The organism is Bacillus sp. FJAT-18017 (assembly GCF_001278805.1).
In the GTDB taxonomy this organism is placed as follows: Bacteria; Bacillota; Bacilli; order Bacillales; family Cytobacillaceae; genus Bacillus_D.
Genome location: NZ_CP012602.1, coordinates 5,001 through 21,233 on the forward strand (window position 1 = coordinate 5,001; position 16,233 = coordinate 21,233).

The window sequence follows — 16,233 nt, forward strand, 5'->3', positions numbered from 1 at the left end:
CGTCCTGAGCCAGGATCAAACTCTCCAATAAAGAGTGAGTGATTAGCTCATAAAGTTACGTTGGCTGATGGCCGAAGCCATCAAAATATTATTGTTTGTTGACGCTTGTTTGTTTAGTTTTCAAGGAACAAAAATTAAGTTCCGCCACTTTACAGCGACCTTCTTAATATACCACACTACCATGTTGATGTCAAAACTTTTTTTCGTGAAAGTTGCCTCGCTCTCTCAGCAACGTTTTTTAGTATACCAAGGCTTACATCTAAAATCAACAGTTTTTTAATTTTATTTTTTTCCACATTGTGCTTTAACCTCGCTTAAGCTTCCTCTTCCTCATATACTTCAGGCAATCAATGGGTGGTGCCACTCTTTTGAACAGGGAAAATAAAATTTTATATCGTTCTTCCATCGCTCTTTTTGCTATTGAATCTATTCTCTCATCTTCAAGATCAAATAAGATTTCTTCCATTTCCCTTTTTATAAGGTACTCTATTTCTTTCACTTCTTTCGCATTAATCAACATTCCAATCATCCATTTACCACCTCTGCTATTTAATTTGAAGTTATCATTACCAAATTATTCTATTGTATGTATTTCTTTTGGAAATTCATACTTGTCTGCCTATAGGCATAGGTATAGGACAGGGAGTTCCTTGGACTAGGAGACGAGGAGGGAAAATAATGAACATATTTGTTGTACTTAATGGTAAGCGTTTGAAACAAGTTATTCTTATCATTGTCTCTGCTTTTTTTGCTGCCTGGATCTTATTTATGGATAATTTAGTGCAAGTACCAGTCTTTTCAACAAAGGATGGTCCTAAAGCGGTCTACAAGGGCGAAAAGGATATTGCCATTACCTTTAATATTGGCTGGGGGGATGAAAAAGCAGCACCGATTCTTGATGTGTTGGAAAAAGAAAATGTAAAGGCAGCCACTTTCTTCCTTTCCGGTTCATGGGCAGAACGGCATCCGGACCTGGTAAACCGGATTGTCAAAAAGGGGTATGAAGTAGGTATCCTTGGTTACTCTTATGAGGATTATACCGACCTTGAAGATACTCAAATTCGGAAAGACCTCGCAAAAGCCCAAACTGCCTTTGGCAAACTAAATATTAAGGAAATAGACCTAATCCGCGCACCAACAGGCCACTTTGACCAAAGAACTTTGAGAATAGCTGAACGATTTGGCTACACGGTTGTTCATTGGAGTGTTGACTCAAAGGATTGGACCAACCCCGGTGTAAAAAAGATAATCACGAATGTAAGTAAAGCAGGACCAGGAGATATTATCCTTTTGCATGCCTCTGACTCAGCAAAACAAACTGGAAAAGCTCTACCGCAAATTATTAAAGGGTTAAAGGATAAAGGGCTTAACTTTGTTTCGGTATCAGAGATGATAGCCAACGGAGACGCAAAATCGGAGGAAGTTCGGTGATTGCCGATAAACACTAAAAAGCCATCCAAGCTACACTAGGATGGCTTTTTCATTTCCTCTTAACAAGTTAGTTGCCTTTTTGCTTTTTAGTTTTTAAGGATTGTGCGGTTGCCGCCTTTCTTTCTTGAAACCTTTTCCGCTCTTCCTGAGATTTTTGATTAAGCTTGTGAAGGACTAGAAGCTGGTATGCGTTACAGGCAAGCAAAGGAAACAACATTAAGAAAAACCAGCTTTCCTCGTTAACTCGAAGAACCGGGACCCATTCAAGAATTGTTGCAACAACAATAAAGAATAAAGCAGGAATAAAGGCTTCCTTATTCGTTTGTTTCATTTTTAGGAAGGCCACTATTAGTCCTACTGCAAGAATAACTAGGGCAGGCAAAACATAGCGCAGTATGCTTTCCCCTTCCTTAGCAAACGCATCGTACCTTAAATAAATAAGGTCAAATAAAACAAATGCCAGCAAGATTACCTGCACAGCATTCCAGAGCTTGGCTGACCTGAAGATTCCAAGCCCGAAACGATGGACGGTTAAATAGGCAAAAAATCCGGCCTGGCTTAGCAGACTAAATATCATCCCAACACCGATAAGCCAAAGCATAACTGACAATATTTCAAGTATATTAAAATCTGCAAACAGAGGCGCAAACTCATTCCAGCGAACAATAAACCCAACAATAATAGTCACAAGCGCCCCAAGTACCAATGTGTTGAAAAATAATTTAACCCAATTACGGCTAGTCACAGCATTTCCCCCAATATGTATAATGCATTTCAATTTTACCATAGGCGGACTAAAAAACCATGCTTTCCTACAACGAATAAATATGAGGATTTTTCTTCATGCTAAAAGTAACTGAATTTGGTGAAGGGGGGCAATCATAATGAAAAAGAGGCTTGTATTGCTAGTATCAGGAGCAATCCTGATTTTATCTGCCTGTACAGGTGGAGGGAACCAGGCACAAAGTAAGCTGGATTACGAAGAAACAAAGAAGATGCTAGTAGATATCCTTCATACTGAAGAGGGAAAAAAAGCTATTCAGGAAATTGTTACGGACGAAAAAATAAAACAAGAAATGATTATGGACCAGGCTGTTGTAAGTGAGACTATTCAAAAGACGTTAACATCCAAGGAAGGTACGGACTTTTACAAAAAATCACTTGAGAATCCAAAGATAGCCGCCAGCATGGCAAAGGGTATGAAAACCGAAAATGAAAAGCTCCTTAAGGATTTAATGAAAGACCCCGAATACCGGGCGATGATGATTGAAATTTTAAAGGAGCCCGAGATGCAAAAGGAAATGGCTGATGCCCTTAAAAGCAAGGATTTCAGACTCCATCTCCAAAGCGTCATTGCTGAGTCAATGCAAAGCCCTTTATTTAAAGCTGAAATGCAAAAACTTTTATTACAGGCAGCAGAAGAAGCAACAAAATCAGAAAAAAACGCAAAAAGCGGCGAGGGTTCTTAAAGAGGCACCTAACTAAAAGCCTCTTCCAAGGCGGAAGAGGCTTTTAGCATTATTTTGTTTCTAGAAGATTGATTACCTTATCTGCAATCTTTAAATACACCTCACCAATTGGATGATCTTCCTGGTAAACCGAAGGTGCAAAGTCCTCTTCATTCCAGTCAGGCTGTCCGAGTGGAAGCTGCCCGATTACTTCTGTGTTTAGTGCCTCGGCAAGTCTTTCACCGCCTCCGCGTCCAAAAATATATTCCTTTTCGTTAGTCAATTTGCTTTCAAAATAAGCCATATTCTCAATAACTCCGAGAATTTCATGATCCGTTTTTAATGCCATTGCGCCCGCACGTGCCGCAACGAAGGCAGCTGTCGGATGCGGAGTTGTTACAATGATTTCTTTGCAGGAAGGAAGCATGGAATGGACATCAAGCGCAACGTCCCCAGTTCCTGGCGGCAAGTCCAGCAATAAATAATCCAGATCTCCCCAGCTTACCTCATCAAAGAAACTGTTCAGCATTTTCCCTAGCATTGGACCGCGCCAAATAATTGGCGAGTTGTCCTCCACAAAGAATCCCATCGAAATGACTTTGACACCGAACCGCTCAACAGGAAGAATTTTTTCGTTTTTTACTGCAGGCCGCTCTGATATACCCATCATATCAGGCACGCTAAATCCATAAATATCCGCATCTACTAGCCCAACTTTCTTGCCGAGTCTGGCAAGGGATACAGCAAGATTAACCGAAACAGTCGATTTGCCTACTCCGCCCTTTCCGCTTGCAATTGCAATAAAGGTGGTTTTGCTTCCAGGTGCCAGTAGATTTTGCCCGCTTTGAGCCTGCTCTGGACGGTGTGCAGCTAGCACCTCATCCGAAAGCTGACCGAATCTGATCCCTACCGAAGCTGCTCCTGCCCCTTTTAAAGCGTTAACGATTTGCGTCTGAAGCTGCAACTGTTCGGCCGTCCCGGTTTTGGCAATTGAAATCTTTACACTGACATGGCCCTTTTCTTCTTTTACTTTTATTTCATCAATTGCATTTAATTCACCGAGCGATTTATGTAAAAATGGCTCTTGTAATTCGCTAACTATTTCCCTTACGCTAACCTCAGTAATCATTAAAAAAGCACCTGCCTTGTTAGGATTGGATAAACTACATTCGGTTTCTATATTATATCATATCAAACTGTCCGGGCTGTTAACTACGACACACCCTCACAGATTTCCACTATTATTTTGATTAAACTTCACAATGAAAAGCTCTTTAAATTTCCCTTAAAAAGAAATGCGCATTTTTCCAGTCATGAGGCGTCTCAATCAACTTCTTTAAAAACAATAATGTCCTATTACCTAGCCACGATATAAAGAACTGTCGACAGTAGCGATATCAATAACTTCTACAAAAATAAAATAGGGAGACGATTGTCTCCCAGTTTACTGTTATTTTGTATAATAACGGATAATCCCTTTGTATATGGAGGCTGCTACCATCTCTTGATACGAATCGCGTTCGAGGTTCATTTTTTCTGTTGGATTGGAGAGAAAGCCAGCCTCAACAAGCACTCCCGGTTTTTCAGAATGTTTGAGGATGAATAGGTCATTTAGTGGTTTGGCTTTTCTTGTAGTATTTTCAAGGTTAACTCTAAGTTCCTTCTGAATTAGCTTCGCTGCTTTTGCATTTTCTTTCAGTTTTGAATTATAGAATGTCTGTGCGCCACTCCATCTGGAGGATGGAATTGCATTTAAATGAATGCTAATAACCAGGTCGGCATCAGAGTTATTGATAATTTTTATTCTTTCTTTTAGGTCTGCTGCTTTTCTGCGGCTATAGCCTTTCATATCAGTCGGTGCGAGATCCCGATCTGTTTCACGTGTCATTAGGACAATTGCCCCTTGTTGCTGCAGGAAATCACGAAGCTTTAGAGATATGCTAAGGGCGATATCCTTTTCCTGCATCGGACGGTCTCCCGCACCACCATCAACACCACCATGGCCCGGGTCAATGAGAATCACCTTTCCTGATAAAGGCATGCTCCAGGTTGTCCATGTTTTATTTTCATTAAAATCAAACTGGATTATAAAAAACAGCACGACCAGCCCGACCGCAAAGGCAGTCCGTTTCAGTCTTCGTTTCCACACTCCATCCATCCCCCTGCCTGTCCTTTTCTATATCACTATATGGGCAGGTCAGGGCGTTTAGAACCGAATAAGACGATTAGTGGAGGCGAAGCTTATAACGGCGGCGGCCTTTTTCATATCCTGCCATCCACCACGATCTTACATATTGCTCACACTGGAAGTAAAGAGCCTCAGAGTAGAACCCTTCCTCACCAGCACCCCAATATAACAGGAAATTATAAAGAGTATCAATTAAGTGAGTTTCCTCTGGTTCACATCGTTTAAGTGTCGATTCAATCGCTTCACCACTATGGGCGAATTTTGATAAATTTGCCCCCAGCAAATACGATTCCAGTGCTACATCATAACAAGCCTCTAGAATTCCGGGGTTTTTGAATAGTCCGGCAGTGAGCCTGGTCGATCCGAAAAATTCCTGAACTTTTCTTTTCAATTCCTCTATATTCACTTCACGTAAGACAGAACGTTCATATTTCATCTGTTTTTGACGTCTTTTTTCAGTAAAGGTTGTAATCACATTCAATACATTCACCTCTTAATCCTAGTCTTTATCAGGTTTAAAAAGAGAATACAGCCTCTAGCAGTGATTCGTTTTCCAGATTTGCAACCAATTAGCAATTGCAGAGGCTAAATCTGGTATACTATCTGAATATAAAGAAAATTAACAGGCGGAGCCCATTGTTACAACCGTTATATTCCGCCTATTTAAACAGAAAAGAAGGGTTTGGTATGAAAAGAAAGTTCCATTACGCCTGGGTTATTTTAGGTGTTTCATTTTTTGGAGTACTTGCGAGCCAGGGAGTTCGTTTTTCGTTTGGTGCCTTCATGGAATCATGGGAAACGTTTTTTTCGGCAACACGGGGAACGATTTCTGCCGTGTCGTTTTTAAGCTTTATTGTTTTTGCCCTTGCCCAGCCGCTTGCCGGTAAAATGATTGATCAATTCGGGGTCAGGTTCGTGTTTGTTATTAGTACTGCAATCGTGGGCATCGGTACACTTCTGACCTTTTTTGCAACATCCGTCTGGCAGCTGTTCATCTTGTACGGGATTATCTCTTCAGCGGGTTTTGGCGGAGCATCCGGTGTCACCGCAACTGTGGCGGTCACTAAATGGTTCACAGCAAAGCGCGGCCTGGCACTTGGTCTGGTCGAGGCCGGCTTTGGTGCAGGCCAGATGGTCATCGTTACAAGTTCGATATTCCTAATTGAAATTTACGGCTGGCAAAATACTGTTCTCATACTTGGATTGTTCCTACTGATTGTTGTCTGCCCGGTACTGGCCTTGCTGCTAAAATCCGATCCTGCGGAAGCGGGGTACGAGCCACTGGGCGGTGCTGCTCCGCCGGAAGAAACGTCTATTTCCTCTTCGGGTGTTAAAGGGAACGATTCCCGTCCAGGCCGGAAATTCTGGTTTTTGCTGATTCCATTCTTTGTTTGTGGAGTAACGACAACCGGTTTGATGGATACCCATCTAATCCCGTTTGCCCAGTACTGCGGATTCTCTCCGGTTGTCACAAGTACCGCAGTCAGCCTGCTGGCGGGATTCAATATCCTGGGCACTCTCCTGGCCGGAGTTCTCGCCGATAAAATTGACAATCGAAAAATCCTTGCCTTCCTATATTTTACGAGAGCATTAACCGTCCTCTTCCTGTTTGTGTTCTCTAGCCAGGTAAGCCTGATGGTAATCTTTGTTGAAAATCCTACCCTGCTGCTGATTTTTTCAGTTTCATTCGGGCTCGTTGATTTCGCGACTGTCCCTCCTACAGTTAAACTGATGTCCGAGTACTTTAAAGGACAATCTCTAGGGCTTTTAACCGGCTGGCTGTTCATGAGCCACCAACTCGGTTCCGCACTTGGTTCCTTTATCCCGGGTCTCCTGTTCGACCAATCCGGCAGCTACAGCCTGTCATTCTTATTCGCTGTCGTCCTGCTGATTGGGGCAGGGGTTTTAAGTGCCCTCCTGCCAAAAACCAAGATTCAGGCAACCAGGTAATTTTTGTCCAGCCTTGGCGACAGGGCTGGTTTTTATGTAAAAAAAGATCAAGGCCCCCAGCCAATCGGCTAGAGACCTTGATTAAAGAAGTATGGGCATCTGGGCATTCCTTAATGGCATTCTTATTTAATCCAGTATTTAAATGACTTTTGGAGAATTGAGGATGATTACTAGCCTGTGAAACAATTGCGTGAAGAATAAAAAAGTGGAGTGACAGTACCTTGCACACAAAAAGACCCCCAACCAAATTGGTTGAGAGTCTTTGATAAGCAAAATTAACGCTTTGAGAACTGAGGTGCACGACGAGCGCCTTTAAGACCGTATTTCTTACGTTCTTTCATACGAGCGTCACGAGTCAGAAGACCTGCACGCTTCAGCGTTGGACGGAATTCTGGGTCAGCTTGCAGCAATGCACGTGCGATGCCGTGGCGGATTGCGCCAGCCTGGCCAGTGTAGCCGCCGCCTTTAACGTTTACTAGAATATCGTAGCTGCCAAGAGTTTCAGTCGCAACTAGCGGCTGCTTAACAACTTCACGAAGTGCTTCGAATGGAATGTAGCTAGTGATTTCACGGTTGTTGACTGTGATTTGGCCATTGCCAGGTACTAGGCGTACGCGGGCAACAGAGCTTTTACGACGGCCTGTGCCGATATATTGAACTTGTGCCAAGTTAATACCCTCCCTTTATTATCCGCGAAGTTCGTAAACTTCTGGTTTTTGTGCTTGGTGCGGATGCTCGCTGCCAGCATATACATGCAGCTTTTTAAACATTTGACGGCCAAGAGAATTCTTTGGAAGCATGCCTTTAACAGCAAGCTCTAGCATTTTCTCGGCGTAGTTAGTGCGCATTTCAAGCGCTGTTCTTTGCTTAAGGCCGCCTGGGTGCTGGGTGTGGCGGTAGTAAATCTTGTCATGCAGTTTGTTGCCTGTAAGAGCTACTTTAGAAGCATTTAGAATAATGACATGGTCGCCTGTGTCGACATGCGGTGTAAAAGTTGGTTTGTTTTTGCCACGTAGGATTGCTGCAACTTCGGAAGCAAGGCGTCCAAGAGTCTTGCCTTCTGCATCAACCACGTACCATTTACGCTCGATATTGTTGGCATTCGCCATAAATGTTGTACGCATGAGTTTCCCTCCTAATTTAAATCAAAAAAATATTTCGCGCTTTATATCAGCTAAAGAGGCTGCCTGCTCTGTTCCGGGAGCGGTGCCGAAGCGGTTTTGCGCATCAAGTGTCAAGTTCATATATTCTTAATCACGATGAGGCTTTCCGGGGCTTTATCGTGGGATTAAAATACACACATATGATATGATAAACGCTTATGGTTCATATGTCAAGAAAATATTATACACCAGGTTTAGTTGTCAGTAAAAATATTTTAAACGCGCATTGATTATGTGCCAATATACATATACCATGCTCTTCAGTAATGGACCTTCCACAAGTAAAGTCCGTGAGAAGGAGCGGTTCTCCCCGCTCGCGTCCGGTCTCTTGCTTCAAGCAGTTCCTTCATATCACCCGGTTTCCTGGTACCTGTACCGACCTCTAAAAGCGTTCCAGTCAGGATTCTTACCATGTTATACAAAAAACCATTTCCGCTAAATACCATTACAAGACGATCCTCTTCTTTTGAAAAAGTAATTCTGGATACAGTTCGGACCTTATCCTTTACATCTGTATTAGAAGCACAAAAACTCGAGTAATCGTGTGTGCCGCATAAATGAAATGCCGCTTCTTTCATCGCGTCAATATTCAAAGAATAGGGATAATGATAAGCTAAATTGCGAATAAAAGGGTCTTTATGTTCGCCGAGATGTAGGAAATAACGATATTCCTTCCCTTTTGCGTCAAATCTCGCATGGAAGCCGGAAGCTGATTTAGTAGCCGATAGCACTACTATCTCACCGCCAAGCAAAGAATTGAGAGCCACTGGCCAGCGCTTCTCAGGTATGGATAGGGGCGAGTCAAAATGAATGACCTGGCCTTTAGCATGGACACCTGCATCTGTTCTTCCAGAAGCTGTGACCTTCACGTTTTCACCTTTATGAAGTTTGGTCAGGGCAGCTTCCAATTCACCCTGGACGGTTCGTTTACCTGGCTGGACCTGATACCCGGCAAAACCTGTTCCATCATATGAAATAATGCATTTATAGCGCTGCATACTTTTCCTCCATTAAGAACGCAACATTGCCAGGACAACTGTCAATGCAACCAATAAAAAGATTTGGATTGTATCTGTCTTTTTCCATTCCAGCTTCCTAAACCTCGTCCTGCCCTCTCCGCCTCGATAGCCCCGCGCTTCCATTGCAGTTGCCAAATCTTCCGCCCGTTTAAACGAACTTACAAATAAAGGGATTAATAAGGGAATGATTGCTTTAATACGATCCTTAATTGGACCACTGCCAAATTCTACACCACGGGCAATTTGGGCTTTCATAATCTTATCTGTTTCCTCCATCAGTGTTGGAATAAAACGAAGGGATATGGACATCATTAGGGCAAGCTCATGAACCGGAAATTTTATTTTCTTAAGAGGATTTAACAGTACTTCCAATCCGTCCGTAATTTCTATAGGTGTTGTTGTAAGGGTAAGCAAGGATGTAACAAGTATCAGGAAAAAGAATCTTAAGGAAATAAATATTCCCTGGCGAATCCCTCCGCTGTAAATCTTGATCCAACCAAGTTCCAAGACCACGTTTCCTTCCCGGGTAAGGAACAAGTGCAGCAGGAGTGTAAATATTACTAGCCAAAGGATCGGCTTTAATCCTTCATATAGGAATTTTAGCGGGATCCTTGACAAGCTTAGCAAGTAAAAAGTATAAACAGCCAGTAACCCATAGGTAATGACATTATTAGCGAGGAAGACAATGACTACAAACGAAAATACCAAGATAAGCTTTGAGCGCGGATCCATTTTATGAATAGCTGAATCAACTGGGACGTAACGTCCAAAAATCATTTTTTCCATCATGGACGTATACCCCCTTCAAAACGGGCAATTTCTTCAGCAAGATCCTCAATGGTCAAATATGTTTTCCCAAGCTTTACACCAAACTGACGCTCCCACTTCAACTGAAATCGTACTGCTTCGGGAACATCAAGCCCAAGTTCAACCAGTTCAGCAGGATGAGAAAAGATTTCTTCTGGTGTCCCGGTCTTTACTGTCCTGCCTTGATGCATTATTGCAATCAGATCAGCATAGCGGGCTGCATCCTCCATACTATGTGTTACAAGTACGGTAGACAAACCTCTCAATTTATGAAGGTTGTAAAACATATCCATAATTTCTTTTCGGCCGCGCGGATCCAAACCCGCAGTTGGCTCATCCAGGACTAGTACGTCTGGATCCATAGCCAGTACTCCTGCTATTGCCACACGGCGCATCTGTCCACCAGATAACTCAAAGGGCGACTTTTGTAAAACTTCTTCTGCAAGTCCTACCTGTTCAAGTGCAGCTCTCGCCCTTTTTCTTGCATCTTCCTCAGATACACCAAAATTCATGGGTCCAAAACAAATATCCTTTTCAACCGTTTCCTCAAAGAGTTGATGTTCGGGGAATTGAAAAACTATACCAACCTTTTGCCGAACTTCCTTTAGGTTCTTCTCCTTGGTGCCTGCCTGTAATGTACGGTCGCCAATTTTAACAATACCGGATGTTGGCTGGAGAAGTCCGTTTAAGTGCTGCAAGACTGTGGATTTTCCGGAACCTGTATGGCCAATAATGGCAAGGTATGTTCCTGAAGGTATCTCAAGTGATACATCCTGGATTGCCAACCTTTCAAAAGGAGTATCCGCCTGGTACTTATACTCTACTTTTCTAAGTGATATTTCCATAGTTCCCTCACCAACTCTTCTTCCGCCAAGTAGTTCTTCTCCAAGTGAATCCCGTTTCTTTTTAATTCTTTTCCCATTTTCACCGAAAAAGGAATATCAAGGCCAAGGGAAATCAATTCATCATCTAGTGCAAAAATATCTTCCGGAACTCCCTCCCGGTATACTTCTCCATGATTCATGACAATAATTCTGTCCGCTTTGGCTGCCTCATCCAAATCATGGGTAATTGAGATAACCGTTAAGGTTTTTTCATCCTTAAGCAGCCTGACTGTTTCAAGTACCTCTTCCCTGCCTTTTGGGTCTAGCATGGATGTAGCTTCATCAAGGATGATGATAGAAGGCCTTAAAGCAAGAATGCCAGCTATTGCGACACGCTGCTTTTGCCCGCCTGATAGATGGTGCGGCTCTTGATCGAGAAAATTGCCCATCTTTACTTTTTCCAACGCTTCAGGTACTCTTACGGCCATTTCTTCTTGAACGACCCCATTATTTTCCAGACCAAAAGCCACATCATCCTTAACCGTGGTTCCTACAAACTGATTATCAGGATTTTGAAAAACCATCCCCATCTTCTTTCGGACTTCCCAGACAGTATTTTCATTGAGTGCTAGCCCATCCACCTTGACTATTCCTTCCTGAGGATAATGGAGACCGTTCAGCATCCTGGCCAGCGTTGACTTTCCTGAACCATTATGGCCTACAATTGCCAGCCATTCACCTTTATAAATATTGAAGGTTACATCCCTCACAGCATACCCGTCTGCTGATGGATACTGGAACGAAACTTGTTCAAGGCTTATTATTGATTCCGGCATGCTGATCATCCTCCTCTCCACCTATACAACTTCTCTCTGCTAACACAAACCCCTATAATGCAAAAAAAGCCTGCACCCCGCCCCCCTACAGACTTGTACATCAGCTGTAAAAACAGGGTTTCTTTAAAGAAATGGGAGGGGTGCATGAGCTAGACGGGACAGGAAAAGAAGAATCAATCTCTAGTCCTTCTTCCGGATTTTATGGGCAAAAATCCAAGCTGACCGGTTATCAAAACGATATTCCAGCCCATCGTAACACTCTTTTTGGCTTGTGCGGTAAAGCGTATTCTTTTGTGCAAGCCCCCGAAGGCGCTTCCACTATACTACAAGAACAGACCGGTATGGAATCTCTCTTGTTAAAAGAGGGCAAGAAATCAGGTCCCTTGCCCTCTGTGTGAGTCTATTAAACGAGTTCGATAATAACCATTGGTGCGCCATCGCCGCGGCGAGGTCCAATTTTCATTATACGTGTATATCCACCTTGGCGCTCTGCATAGCGTGGTGCAATATCACCGAACAACTTCTGAACAGCGTCAGTATTGTTTTCAGCATCTGCAACTTCGTTACGGACGTATGATGCAGCCTGGCGGCGTGCATGCAAATCTCCGCGCTTGCCAAGAGTAATCATTTTTTCTACAACAGAACGCAATTCCTTCGCACGTGTTTCAGTTGTCTGGATACGTTCATTGATAATAAGATCAGTTGTAAGGTCACGAAGCATCGCTTTACGCTGGGCGCTTGTGCGGCCTAATTTTCTGTATGCCATGAAGGGTTCCCTCCTTTGTTGAAGTCAGTGAAAGCTATAGTTGGATACACTGGACAAGCCTAGTCGTCCTTGCGCAGACCCAATCCAAGCTCTTCTAGTTTTGCCTTTACTTCCTCGAGTGACTTTCGGCCAAGGTTGCGCACTTTCATCATATCTTCCTCGGTCTTGTTTGCAAGCTCCTGGACAGTGTTAATTCCCGCACGCTTTAGGCAGTTGTATGAACGGACAGAAAGGTCCAATTCTTCAATTGTCATCTCAAGGACTTTTTCTTTTTGGTCTTCTTCTTTTTCAATCATGATTTCGGCATTTTGCGCTTCATCGGTAAGACCCACAAAGATATTCAAATGCTCAGTCAGGATTTTGGCTCCAAAAGCAATAGCTTCTTGAGGCCCAGTGCTGCCGTCTGTCCATACATCCAAAGTAAGTTTATCATAGTTGGTCATTTGTCCAACACGAGTATTCTCTACTTGATAGGATACACGGGATACAGGAGTATAGATCGAGTCAATCGGAATAACTCCAATCGGCTGGTCTTCCCTCTTGTTTTGATCGGCTGGTGTATAGCCTCTTCCGCGCCTAGCAGTCAAGCGCATACGAAGATGTCCGTTTGATCCCAATGTTGCAATATGCAAGTCAGGATTCAGGATTTCCACATCACTATCATGAGTAATGTTTCCGGCTTTCACCGTACCTTCTCCCTGTACATCGATTTCAAGCGTCTTTTCTTCATCGGAGTATATTTTTAATGCGATTTTCTTAATGTTTAAGATAATGGATGTAACATCCTCAACGACGCCTTCAATTGTTGAAAACTCATGTAGTACCCCATCGACTTGGATCGATGTGACTGCTGCACCTGGGAGTGAAGATAGTAGGATACGACGTAAGGAGTTACCCAGAGTTGTACCATATCCACGCTCAAGTGGTTCTACGACGAACTTCCCGTACTTGGCATCATCGCTGATCTCAACCGTTTCGATTTTTGGTTTTTCTATTTCGATCATCAAATATACCCTCCTTCAAAACGTCGAAAACCCGGCCTCAAAAACCGGCCGAAATTCCCCCATGTATTCGTCCCTGTTTGTGCACAACAACTGGAATATTGATTCTGCTAGAACGAAAATAATAGTATCATATCCCATTATAGACATGGATACGAATTCTATACAGAAAAATTAAACACGGCGGCGTTTTGGTGGACGGCAACCATTATGAGGAACTGGAGTTACGTCTTTAATCGCAGTAACTTCAAGACCAGCGGCTTGAAGAGCACGGATTGCAGCTTCACGGCCAGCACCAGGGCCTTTAACAGTTACTTCAAGAGTTTTTAGTCCATGTTCCATTGATGTCTTAGCAGCAGTTTCAGCAGCCATTTGCGCAGCGTATGGAGTGGATTTACGGGAACCCTTGAACCCAAGCGCACCTGCACTTGACCATGAAATAGCATTACCATGAACGTCAGTGATGGTTACGATTGTATTGTTAAAAGTTGAGCGAATATGTGCGATACCTGCTTCAATATTCTTTCTCACACGGCGTTTGCGAGTATTAGTTTTACGTGCCATTTGTAAGTACCTCCTTTACTGATTATTTCTTCTTGTTCGCTACAGTCTTACGTGGACCTTTACGTGTACGAGCATTGTTCTTGGTGTTTTGGCCGCGAACAGGCAGGCCACGGCGGTGACGAAGGCCACGGTAGCTTCCGATTTCCATCAAGCGTTTGATATTAAGTGATACTTCACGGCGAAGATCTCCTTCTACCTTTAGCTTATCAATGATGTCACGGATTTTGTTCAATTCTTCTTCAGTCAGGTCACGAACACGAGTATTTTCAGAAACGCCCGCTTCAGCAAGAACCTTTTGAGCTGTATTTTTACCAATACCATAAATGTAAGTTAATGAGATGACCACGCGTTTTTCACGAGGAATATCTACACCAGCAATACGTGCCATAAAATATGCGCACCTCCTTTAGAGTTAACCTTGTTTTTGTTTGTGTTTAGGGTTTTCACATATAACCATAACTTTTCCGCGTCTACGGATAACTTTGCACTTTTCGCAGATCGGTTTTACAGATGGTCTTACCTTCATTATCCTAACCTCCTTAGCAGTTCGGAGTGCAATCGGCTTATTTAAAGCGGTAGGTAATCCTTCCGCGTGTTAAGTCGTATGGAGACAGCTCCACTGTCACTTTATCGCCAGGCAGAATTCGGATAAAGTGCATACGGATTTTGCCGGAAACATGGGCAAGTACAGTATGGCCATTTTCTAATTCTACCTTAAACATGGCGTTTGGCAAAGTTTCAGTTACCTTACCTTCAATTTCAATTACATCATCTTTAGCCATCGAAATCGTCTCCCTTCTCTAGATCGGACAGGCGTTTGTTTAAATCTTGTAAAGCGAAGCGCAGCTTCCCAATTTAGTGGCGCTGCCTGTGACCTTGTTACTGTATTAAACTTCTGGAGCTATGCGGTCCACTAGTTGGAGATGCCTGATAACTTTCTTCTCGGGCAATCATTCTTTCGAGTAAAACAATAGCCACCAGAACAATTTTCTCATCAACCAACTTTATGATTATAACATATTGGCTACTGCCCCGTCCTTTTTTAATGCCAGAAGAACTGAAGGCAATCCAGTTTCCTTATAGCAATAAGAGAATTTCATAGCCTTCCTCGGTTATTGCAATCCTCTGTTCAAAGTGAGCAGTTTTGCCAGCTATCGTTACAACTCTCTTCAGCCACTGTTTGGACATATCGGCTTTCCGCATTCACCATCGGTTCAATTGCCAGCACTATTCCAGGCTTCCATCCACGTAAATTAATAGGCGGGCTTACTTAAAGACCGTGTGAGTCTTCATGTAAGTCTTGCCCTACACCGTGTCCGGCATACTCGCGTACAACGGAAAAACTGTGTTCTTCTACATACACCTGAATCGCATGCGAGATAGTTGAAAGACGCTCGCCTGGCAATGCCTTCTTCAGCCTTTTTAAAACACTCATTCCATCACACACAATAGCCGAGTTGTTATCTCGACAATTCTACGAACAGGATAAGTACAGGCCGAGTTAATCATAATAACCAATGTGGACTATCCAGGAGCGTACGCTGCATTTACAGATAATCCTTAACGAAGGCCTGCAAGCAATGACTCAATATCATTAAAAACTTCAGAGATTTCGCGCTGGCCATCGATATTTCGCAAGTAGCCTTTTTCAGAATAGAAATCAAGCAGCGGCCTGGATTGTGCCATGTTTACGTCAAGCCTGTTTTGAACAGTTTCGGCATTATCATCAGCCCTTTGATAGAGCTCGCCTCCACAGCGATCACAGGTACCCTCTTCCTTAGGAGGATTGAAAACAAGATGGTATGTTGCTCCGCAGGACTTACATATGCGTCGGCCAGTCAAGCGTTCCAATAAAATCGAATCATCAACCTCGATGTTGAGGACATAATCGATTTTTTTGTTCAGCTCAGAAAGGATACCCTCCAGAGCCTCTGCTTGTGGAACAGTCCTTGGAAAACCATCGAGAAGGAAACCTTTTTCGCAATCATCCTTACTTAGACGTTCACGTACAATTCCAATCGTTACTTCATCCGGGACAAGCGCCCCTTCATCCATATAGGACTTAGCTTTCAAACCGAGTTCCGTACCTTCCTTCATGGCTGCACGGAACATATCTCCAGTAGAGATATGAGGAATGTTATAGCGGTCAACTATTCTTTCTGCCTGAGTGCCTTTCCCGGCACCAGGAAGGCCCATTAATACTAAGTTCACATCAACACCCCCTTAGGGATTAAGT

Annotated in this window: 22 protein-coding genes, 1 rRNA gene and 1 pseudogene (1 of these 24 cut by a window edge); 4 read left to right on the top strand and 20 right to left on the bottom strand. The window is 43.2% G+C overall.

What is annotated here, in order from left to right; all coding sequences use genetic code 11:
- Together AM500_RS00015 and AM500_RS00020 are read right to left on the bottom strand one after the other, a co-directional pair.
- Positions 1 to 31: ribosomal RNA gene (locus tag AM500_RS00015) — 16S ribosomal RNA — on the bottom strand (it extends 1,520 nt beyond the left edge of the window).
- Positions 32 to 304: 273 nt separating this feature from the next.
- Positions 305 to 529, bottom strand: coding sequence for a hypothetical protein (locus AM500_RS00020; protein WP_043931521.1), 225 nt, complete (start codon positions 527 to 529; stop codon positions 305 to 307).
- A 149-nt stretch (positions 530 to 678) separates the two neighbouring features.
- On the opposite strand from AM500_RS00020, the gene pdaB reads away from it, so the two are divergent.
- Entirely contained in the window at positions 679 to 1,431 is a 753-nt protein-coding gene (pdaB, locus tag AM500_RS00025) for a polysaccharide deacetylase family sporulation protein PdaB (protein WP_053597423.1), read from the top strand.
- Positions 1,432 to 1,498: 67 nt separating this feature from the next.
- On the opposite strand, the gene AM500_RS00030 is transcribed toward pdaB, so the two are convergent.
- On the bottom strand, positions 1,499 to 2,176 hold the full coding sequence (locus AM500_RS00030) for a KinB-signaling pathway activation protein (protein WP_053597424.1): 678 nt from the start codon (positions 2,174 to 2,176) through the stop codon (positions 1,499 to 1,501).
- Positions 2,177 to 2,315: 139 nt separating this feature from the next.
- Here AM500_RS00030 and gerD point away from each other — a divergent pair, with 139 nt between their 5' ends.
- The gene (gene gerD / locus AM500_RS00035) at positions 2,316 to 2,900 is read left to right on the top strand and encodes a spore germination lipoprotein GerD (RefSeq protein WP_197282649.1); all 585 of its coding nucleotides are present in this window, start codon (positions 2,316 to 2,318) and stop codon (positions 2,898 to 2,900) included.
- Positions 2,901 to 2,949: 49 nt separating this feature from the next.
- Here the strand turns inward: gerD and AM500_RS00040 are convergent, their stop codons facing one another.
- From AM500_RS00040 to AM500_RS00050, 3 genes are all read right to left on the bottom strand, one after another.
- A complete protein-coding gene (locus tag AM500_RS00040) occupies positions 2,950 to 4,008 on the bottom strand; it encodes an Mrp/NBP35 family ATP-binding protein (protein ID WP_053597426.1) in 1,059 nt (352 codons plus the stop codon).
- Between the two features lie 321 nt (positions 4,009 to 4,329).
- Positions 4,330 to 5,028 (bottom strand): N-acetylmuramoyl-L-alanine amidase CwlD, encoded by a 699-nt coding sequence (cwlD, locus tag AM500_RS00045; RefSeq protein WP_231505589.1) that lies wholly within the window; start codon positions 5,026 to 5,028, stop codon positions 4,330 to 4,332.
- Positions 5,029 to 5,104: 76 nt separating this feature from the next.
- The gene (locus tag AM500_RS00050) at positions 5,105 to 5,548 is read right to left on the bottom strand and encodes a DUF2521 family protein (protein WP_053597427.1); all 444 of its coding nucleotides are present in this window, start codon (positions 5,546 to 5,548) and stop codon (positions 5,105 to 5,107) included.
- Between the two features lie 206 nt (positions 5,549 to 5,754).
- Here AM500_RS00050 and AM500_RS00055 point away from each other — a divergent pair, with 206 nt between their 5' ends.
- Complete coding sequence (locus AM500_RS00055) at positions 5,755 to 7,017, top strand: MFS transporter (RefSeq protein WP_053601575.1); 1,263 nt, start codon at positions 5,755 to 5,757, stop codon at positions 7,015 to 7,017.
- 275 nt (positions 7,018 to 7,292) lie between these two features.
- Here the strand turns inward: AM500_RS00055 and rpsI are convergent, their stop codons facing one another.
- From rpsI to AM500_RS00085, 6 genes are all read right to left on the bottom strand, one after another.
- Entirely contained in the window at positions 7,293 to 7,685 is a 393-nt protein-coding gene (gene rpsI, locus AM500_RS00060) for a 30S ribosomal protein S9 (RefSeq protein ID WP_053597428.1), read from the bottom strand.
- Between the two features lie 18 nt (positions 7,686 to 7,703).
- Positions 7,704 to 8,141 carry a 50S ribosomal protein L13 gene (gene rplM / locus AM500_RS00065; protein ID WP_043931533.1) on the bottom strand — a complete coding sequence of 146 codons (438 nt, stop codon included), beginning with the start codon at positions 8,139 to 8,141 and terminating at the stop codon, positions 7,704 to 7,706.
- A 299-nt stretch (positions 8,142 to 8,440) separates the two neighbouring features.
- A complete protein-coding gene (truA, locus tag AM500_RS00070) occupies positions 8,441 to 9,178 on the bottom strand; it encodes a tRNA pseudouridine(38-40) synthase TruA (RefSeq protein WP_053597429.1) in 738 nt (245 codons plus the stop codon).
- A gap of 12 nt (positions 9,179 to 9,190) precedes the next feature.
- On the bottom strand, positions 9,191 to 9,988 hold the full coding sequence (locus AM500_RS00075) for an energy-coupling factor transporter transmembrane component T family protein (protein WP_053597430.1): 798 nt from the start codon (positions 9,986 to 9,988) through the stop codon (positions 9,191 to 9,193).
- Positions 9,985 to 10,851, bottom strand: a complete 867-nt coding sequence (locus AM500_RS00080; RefSeq protein ID WP_053597431.1) for an energy-coupling factor ABC transporter ATP-binding protein — start codon at positions 10,849 to 10,851, stop codon at positions 9,985 to 9,987. Before AM500_RS00080 ends, AM500_RS00075 begins: the two co-directional genes overlap by 4 nt.
- Positions 10,827 to 11,666 carry an energy-coupling factor ABC transporter ATP-binding protein gene (locus AM500_RS00085; RefSeq protein ID WP_053597432.1) on the bottom strand — a complete coding sequence of 280 codons (840 nt, stop codon included), beginning with the start codon at positions 11,664 to 11,666 and terminating at the stop codon, positions 10,827 to 10,829. Before AM500_RS00085 ends, AM500_RS00080 begins: the two co-directional genes overlap by 25 nt.
- A gap of 140 nt (positions 11,667 to 11,806) precedes the next feature.
- Between AM500_RS00085 and AM500_RS00090 the strand changes: the two genes are divergently transcribed.
- Complete coding sequence (locus AM500_RS00090; protein ID WP_156319716.1) at positions 11,807 to 12,064, top strand: hypothetical protein; 258 nt, start codon at positions 11,807 to 11,809, stop codon at positions 12,062 to 12,064.
- A gap of 5 nt (positions 12,065 to 12,069) precedes the next feature.
- Here AM500_RS00090 and rplQ read toward each other — a convergent pair whose 3' ends face one another.
- From rplQ to AM500_RS00125, 8 genes and pseudogenes are all read right to left on the bottom strand, one after another.
- Entirely contained in the window at positions 12,070 to 12,432 is a 363-nt protein-coding gene (gene rplQ, locus AM500_RS00095) for a 50S ribosomal protein L17 (protein WP_043931542.1), read from the bottom strand.
- Positions 12,433 to 12,491: 59 nt separating this feature from the next.
- The gene (locus AM500_RS00100; RefSeq protein ID WP_043931543.1) at positions 12,492 to 13,436 is read right to left on the bottom strand and encodes a DNA-directed RNA polymerase subunit alpha; all 945 of its coding nucleotides are present in this window, start codon (positions 13,434 to 13,436) and stop codon (positions 12,492 to 12,494) included.
- Between the two features lie 171 nt (positions 13,437 to 13,607).
- Positions 13,608 to 13,997: a 30S ribosomal protein S11 gene (gene rpsK, locus AM500_RS00105; RefSeq protein ID WP_043931544.1), complete on the bottom strand. Its 390-nt coding sequence runs from the start codon at positions 13,995 to 13,997 to the stop codon at positions 13,608 to 13,610.
- Between the two features lie 22 nt (positions 13,998 to 14,019).
- The gene (rpsM, locus tag AM500_RS00110) at positions 14,020 to 14,385 is read right to left on the bottom strand and encodes a 30S ribosomal protein S13 (protein WP_053597434.1); all 366 of its coding nucleotides are present in this window, start codon (positions 14,383 to 14,385) and stop codon (positions 14,020 to 14,022) included.
- A gap of 24 nt (positions 14,386 to 14,409) precedes the next feature.
- Positions 14,410 to 14,523, bottom strand: a complete 114-nt coding sequence (gene rpmJ / locus AM500_RS00115; protein WP_000868344.1) for a 50S ribosomal protein L36 — start codon at positions 14,521 to 14,523, stop codon at positions 14,410 to 14,412.
- Positions 14,524 to 14,560: 37 nt separating this feature from the next.
- Positions 14,561 to 14,779 (bottom strand): translation initiation factor IF-1, encoded by a 219-nt coding sequence (gene infA / locus AM500_RS00120; RefSeq protein WP_026693344.1) that lies wholly within the window; start codon positions 14,777 to 14,779, stop codon positions 14,561 to 14,563.
- A gap of 295 nt (positions 14,780 to 15,074) precedes the next feature.
- A pseudogene (locus tag AM500_RS24745) lies at positions 15,075 to 15,500 on the bottom strand (M24 family metallopeptidase); the annotation flags it as partial.
- A gap of 57 nt (positions 15,501 to 15,557) precedes the next feature.
- Complete coding sequence (locus tag AM500_RS00125) at positions 15,558 to 16,208, bottom strand: adenylate kinase (protein WP_053597435.1); 651 nt, start codon at positions 16,206 to 16,208, stop codon at positions 15,558 to 15,560.
- Between the last annotated feature and the right edge of the window lie 25 nt (positions 16,209 to 16,233).

Bases quoted from the DNA above. Each gene is read 5' to 3' on its own strand.
- pdaB (WP_053597423.1), top strand. From the start codon at position 679: ATGAACATATTTGTTGTACTTAATGGTAAGCGTTTGAAACAAGTTATT.
- rpmJ (WP_000868344.1), bottom strand. From the start codon at position 14,523: ATGAAGGTAAGACCATCTGTAAAACCGATCTGCGAAAAGTGCAAAGTT.
- AM500_RS00080 (WP_053597431.1), bottom strand. From the start codon at position 10,851: ATGGAAATATCACTTAGAAAAGTAGAGTATAAGTACCAGGCGGATACT.
- AM500_RS00100 (WP_043931543.1), bottom strand. From the start codon at position 13,436: ATGATCGAAATAGAAAAACCAAAAATCGAAACGGTTGAGATCAGCGAT.
- infA (WP_026693344.1), bottom strand. From the start codon at position 14,779: ATGGCTAAAGATGATGTAATTGAAATTGAAGGTAAGGTAACTGAAACT.
- truA (WP_053597429.1), bottom strand. From the start codon at position 9,178: ATGCAGCGCTATAAATGCATTATTTCATATGATGGAACAGGTTTTGCC.
- gerD (WP_197282649.1), top strand. From the start codon at position 2,316: ATGAAAAAGAGGCTTGTATTGCTAGTATCAGGAGCAATCCTGATTTTA.
- rplQ (WP_043931542.1), bottom strand. From the start codon at position 12,432: ATGGCATACAGAAAATTAGGCCGCACAAGCGCCCAGCGTAAAGCGATG.
- AM500_RS00055 (WP_053601575.1), top strand. From the start codon at position 5,755: ATGAAAAGAAAGTTCCATTACGCCTGGGTTATTTTAGGTGTTTCATTT.
- AM500_RS00020 (WP_043931521.1), bottom strand. From the start codon at position 529: ATGATTGGAATGTTGATTAATGCGAAAGAAGTGAAAGAAATAGAGTAC.
- AM500_RS00085 (WP_053597432.1), bottom strand. From the start codon at position 11,666: ATGCCGGAATCAATAATAAGCCTTGAACAAGTTTCGTTCCAGTATCCA.
- rplM (WP_043931533.1), bottom strand. From the start codon at position 8,141: ATGCGTACAACATTTATGGCGAATGCCAACAATATCGAGCGTAAATGG.
- rpsK (WP_043931544.1), bottom strand. From the start codon at position 13,997: ATGGCACGTAAAACTAATACTCGCAAACGCCGTGTGAGAAAGAATATT.
- rpsM (WP_053597434.1), bottom strand. From the start codon at position 14,385: ATGGCACGTATTGCTGGTGTAGATATTCCTCGTGAAAAACGCGTGGTC.
- AM500_RS00075 (WP_053597430.1), bottom strand. From the start codon at position 9,988: ATGATGGAAAAAATGATTTTTGGACGTTACGTCCCAGTTGATTCAGCT.
- AM500_RS00040 (WP_053597426.1), bottom strand. From the start codon at position 4,008: ATGATTACTGAGGTTAGCGTAAGGGAAATAGTTAGCGAATTACAAGAG.